This window comes from uncultured Caballeronia sp. (genome assembly GCF_964243625.1).
Classification (GTDB): domain Bacteria; phylum Pseudomonadota; class Gammaproteobacteria; order Burkholderiales; family Burkholderiaceae; genus Caballeronia.
This window is the reverse complement of sequence record NZ_CAXTGZ010000443.1, coordinates 1-5094: the sequence shown is the minus strand read 5'-3', so window position 1 is coordinate 5094 and position 5094 is coordinate 1. Positions and strand designations below refer to the sequence as shown.

At 61.4% G+C, this 5094-nt stretch carries 4 protein-coding genes; all 4 read right to left on the bottom strand.

Going from position 1 to position 5094, the window contains the following annotated elements; genetic code table 11:
• Window positions 1-614, bottom strand: a 614-nt coding sequence (phaR, locus tag ACFFAR_RS24120) for a polyhydroxyalkanoate synthesis repressor PhaR (RefSeq protein ID WP_375508596.1), incomplete at its 3' end; no start/stop codon positions are given.
• Window positions 615-778: 164 nt separating this feature from the next.
• On the bottom strand, window positions 779-1519 hold the full coding sequence (locus ACFFAR_RS24115; protein WP_061999519.1) for a 3-ketoacyl-ACP reductase: 741 nt from the start codon (window positions 1517-1519) through the stop codon (window positions 779-781).
• 63 nt (window positions 1520-1582) lie between these two features.
• On the bottom strand, window positions 1583-2764 hold the full coding sequence (locus ACFFAR_RS24110) for an acetyl-CoA C-acetyltransferase (RefSeq protein ID WP_061999520.1): 1182 nt from the start codon (window positions 2762-2764) through the stop codon (window positions 1583-1585).
• A 169-nt stretch (window positions 2765-2933) separates the two neighbouring features.
• Complete coding sequence (locus tag ACFFAR_RS24105) at window positions 2934-4769, bottom strand: PHA/PHB synthase family protein (RefSeq protein ID WP_375508595.1); 1836 nt, start codon at window positions 4767-4769, stop codon at window positions 2934-2936.
• Window positions 4770-5094: the final 325 nt, after the last annotated feature.

Below are 5094 nucleotides of genomic sequence, written 5' to 3'. Positions count from 1 at the left end.
TCCGGCTCCGGATCGCTTTGCGGCGTGGTCGACACCGTGCCAGGATTGACCGCATTAACAGCACCGCCCGGTGTGAACGGAAAAGTCGCGAACATCGATTTGGCCTGGTTCTGCATCTGCTCCTGCATCTGCACGAACATGTTCTTCGACTGCTCGATATAGCTCGTCATCATCCCCTGCATCATCGGCGCCTGCATGTTCATGAACTGTGACCACACTTCCGGGTTCAGTTGCGTCCCGTTCCCGCCATCGATCAAACCCTTCGACTGGTCGGTGAGCTTGTGCTGGATATCGATGAACGCCTGGATATTCTTCTCCAGGTACGTGCCCATCATGCCCTGCATGGCGTTGCCGTAGAAACGGATGATCTGCGAAAGCATGACCGATGAAAACATCGGCAGCCCGCCGCTCTCCTCCTCCAGGATGATCTGCAGCAAGATGCTGCGCGTCAGGTCCTCGGACGACTTGGCGTCCATCACCTTGAACTCTTCCTGATCGAGCACGAGCTGCTTGACGTCGGAGAGCGTGATGTAGGTGCTGGTTTCGGTATCGTAGAGCCGGCGATTCGGATATTTTTTTATGAGCCGTTCAGCGGATTTCTTTGTAGTGGTCATGTAACGCCTTTAAACGCAAAACTCAAACTGTGCCGGCGGACTTGATGCGCTTTGAGCGCCGGGAAGCCGCCGGTTCGTAGTGGGCGCCGGGGTCGGAAGGTCAAGCCATCCGCAGCACGGCGCGCAAGGTCTCCACGTTCTCTCGCGCGCGGTGCCTCGCGCCCTCAACCCATGTGCAGGCCGCCGTTCAGCGAGAAGTCGGCGCCGGTCGAGAAACCCGATTCCTCCGATGCCAGCCACGCCACGATCGACCCGATTTCCTCAGGCCGCCCAAGCCGGCGGACCGGAATGGTCGCGACGATCTTTTCGAGCACGTCCGGGCGGATCGACTTAACCATGTCCGTGCCAATGTAGCCCGGCGAAATGGTATTGACCGTCACGCCCTTGGTCGCCACTTCCTGCGCGAGCGCCATCGTGAAGCCGTGAATGCCGGCCTTCGCCGTCGAATAGTTCGTCTGGCCAAACTGCCCTTTCTGGCCGTTCACCGATGAAATATTGATGATGCGCCCGAAGCCGCGCTCGACCATGCCGTCGATCACCTGCTTGGTCACGTTGAAGAGACTCGTCAGATTGGTATCGATGACCGCGGTCCAGTCCTCATGCGTCATCTTGCGGAACACCACGTCGCGCGTGATGCCGGCGTTGTTCACGAGGATGTCGATCTCGCCGACTTCGGCCTTGACCTTGTCGAACGCATTCTTGGTCGACTCCCAGTCGCCCACGTTGCCTTCCGACGCGATGAACTCGTACCCGAGCGCCTTCTGTTCCTCGAGCCACTTGACCCGGCGCGGCGAATTCGGTCCGCAACCCGCGACGACCGTGTAGCCGTCCTTGTGCAACCGCTGGCAGATGCTCGTGCCAATGCCACCCATACCGCCCGTTACATACGCTACTCGTTTAGTCATTGCTCGCTCCGTTTATCGTTATGCGCGCTGGTACAGCGCACCGTGCCCGCTCGCACGGCCTCCCTACGGGCGCTCGAGTGCAAGCGCCACGCCCATGCCGCCGCCGATACACAGCGACGCCAGCCCTTTCTTTGCATCCCGTTTCTGCATTTCATGCAGCAGCGTGACCAGGATCCGCGCGCCGGACGCACCAATCGGATGGCCGATCGCGATTGCCCCGCCGTTCACGTTCACTTTCGATGTATCCCAGCCCATCTGCTGATGCACCGCGAGCGCTTGCGCAGCGAACGCTTCGTTGATTTCCATCAGGTCGAGATCGCCTGCAGACCAGCCCGCGCGTTCCAGGCACCGCTTCGATGCCGGCACCGGACCCATGCCCATGATCTTGGGATCGACGCCCGCATTCGCGTACGCCTTGATGCGCGCGAGCGGCGTGAGGCCGAGCGCATCGGCTTTTTTCGCGGACATCACGATCACGGCTGCAGCGCCGTCGTTCAGGCCGGACGCATTCGCCGCCGTCACCGTGCCTTCCTTCGAAAACGCCGGTTTCAGCGATGCAAGCGACTCGGCCGTCACGCCGTGGCGCACGAATTCGTCGGTGGCAAAGCGCACGGGGTCGCCCTTGCGCTGGGGAATCTCGACGGGCACGATTTCATCGTCGAAACGGCCGGACTTCTGCGCCGCTTCCGCCTTGTTCTGCGACAACGCAGCGAACGCGTCCTGGTCCGCGCGCGAGATGCCGTATTCCTTCGCGACGTTTTCTGCGGTCACGCCCATGTGGATGGAGTTGAACGCATCCCACAGGCCGTCGACGATCATCGAATCGATCAGCTTGGCGTCGCCCATGCGAAAACCATCGCGCGAACCCGGCAGCACGTGCGGCGCCGCGCTCATGTTCTCCTGTCCGCCTGCGACCACGATGTCGGCATCGCCGGCAATGATCGCGTTTGCCGCGAGCATCACGGCCTTCAGGCCCGAGCCGCACACCTTGTTGATGGTCATGCCCGGAACCGAATTCGGGAAGCCCGCCTTGATCAGCGCCTGACGCGCTGGATTCTGGCCGGAGCCGGCCGTAAGCACCTGGCCGAGGATCACTTCGCTGATCTGCTCGGGCTTCAGGTTCGCGCGCTCCAGCACCGCGCGCAGCACGATTGCACCGAGATCAGGCGCGGCGATCTTCGCCAGCGACCCGCCGAATTTGCCGACTGCCGTCCGTGCAGCCGATACGATCACTACGTCTGTCATTTCCGTTTCCTTTGATAATCGAAAGTGGTAGCCCGCTTCGGGAAGCCTGCTTGACCCTTTGTCTGACGATGCACGCGGCGCTCCGGAGAGCGTGCGCGTCGCGTGTAATTACTCGCCTACTGTTGACCTGTCGCAGTTGAAATGCAATCAGGTCTGGTCCGCATGCCGGTCACTGGTCCCGCTGCAGGACGTAGCGTCCCGGCGCCGGCTCGATCACCGCGAAATCTGCTGACCCCAGTTCCGGCTTCGGCTTTACTTTCTTGCCGCCGTGTCCATCGAGCCAGGCGGTCCAGGTTGTCCACCAGCTTCCCGGATGCTCGGTCGCGCCTTCGAACCAGTCGTCTGCGTTCTCGGGAAGAGTCTTATCGGTCGTGTCCAGCTTCCAGAAGCTGCGCTTGTTTTTCGACGGCGGATTGATCACGCCCGCAATGTGCCCCGATGCGCCGAGCACGAACGTCTGCGGGCCGGTGAGCAACGGCGCCGATGCGTAGGCCGCCGTCCACGGCACGATGTGATCCTCGCGCGAGCCATACAGGAACGTGGGCACGTCGATCAGCGACAAATCCACCGGTTCGCCGCAGGCGGTCAGCTCGCCGGGATTGCGCAGGCGGTTTTCCAGATACGTGTTGCGCAGATACCAGACGAACATCGGCCCGGGAAGATTGGTGGAGTCGCTGTTCCAGTAAAGCAGATCGAACGCTTGCGGCGTGCGTCCCTTGAGGTAGTTGTCGACCACGTAGTTCCACACCAGGTCGTTCGGGCGCAGATACGAGAACGTGTTCGCGAACTCCACGCCGCGCATCAGGCCCGCGGGCGTACCGTCTTTTCCGCCGATGGTCTGTTCGCGCATCTTCACATGCTGTTCATCGATAAAAACATCCAGCACGCCCGTATCCGAGAAATCGAGCATGGCGGTGAGCAAGGTCATCGATGCCGCCGGATGTTCCCCGCGCGCGGCCAGCACGGCCAAGGCCGTCGCGAGCATGGTGCCGCCCACGCAGAAGCCGAGCGTGTTGATCTGCTCGCGTCCGCTGATCTGCTTCACCACATCGATAGGCGTAAGCACGCCCTCGTCGATGTAATCGTCCCACGTCTTGTGCGCAATCGATGCATCCGCATTGCGCCACGAGATCATGAAAACCTGATGACCGGCATCGAGCGCGTGGCCGACGAGCGAACCTTCGGGCTGCAGATCGAGGATATAAAACTTGTTGATGCAAGGCGGCACGATCAGGAGCGGCCGCTCGCGCACCGTCGCGGTATGCGGCGTGTACTGGATCAATTGCAGCAGGTCGTTCTCGAACACGACCGAACCCTGGGTGGTCGCGATGTTCTTGCCGACCACGAAGCCCGATTCATCGCTTTGCTGGATCTTGCCGCGCTGCATGTCCGCGAGCAGATTCATCATGCCTTTCTGCAGGCTCTCGCCGCGGCTTTCGATCAACGCCTTCTGCGCATCCGGATTCAACGCAATGTAATTACTCGGCGATGCTGCCGCCGCCCATTGCTGCACGGCGAAGCGAATGCGCTCGCGCGTCTTGGCGTCGCCCTCGACCGCTTCCGCAAGTTCCTGCAGATAACGCGCGTTGAGCACGTACCACGCGGCCGCGAACGCAAAACCCGGTGTGGCTTGCCAGGCGGCGCCGCTGAAACGCCGGTCTTTCAATGTCGACAAATCGATGCTTTGCGCGCCCGCCTGCTTCATCAGTTCCGTGGCGTCGCGCGAGAAACTCGCCTGCAAATCCTGCAGGCGTTGCGGCGCAATCGCGGCCGTCGGGATCTTCGGCATGGCCGGCATACCGGGCATCGACGCAAACATGGATTGAATGTTGCCGTTACCGCCGGGAAAACCCGCAAAGCCAGGGATGGCGCCGAAAGCCGCAAACGGATTCGCACCCGGCGCGCCCGATGACCCCGCATTGGCTTGTGCCGAGAGCTTTTGCCACGACGAAGGATCGGCGACCGAACGCCATGTGTTGAGCCATTGCTCGAACATCTTTTGCATGGCGGCGGGGTCCGCACCTGGCACGCCGGACGGCGTGTTCGCTGCTGTATCCGCAGCCCCGGCTTTACCCGAAGAACGCGACGAACCCGATGAAGATGAGGAAGAAGATTTGGAGGCAGCCATATCCGCGTTTGACCTAAGCGTCCCGAGAGACTGAGTTGCTGATGCAGGCGTGACGTGGGGCCGCGTCGTCGTGATCGTCGTGCCGGGCTGCTAAACGCCCGACCGCGATGATGTGACCTTGCTACGCCGTGCGCTTTTGTGAAACATTCTTGCTCCACGGTGCGAGGCGTGTCAATGCGTCGCCTTGATTTTGACGCAGTGC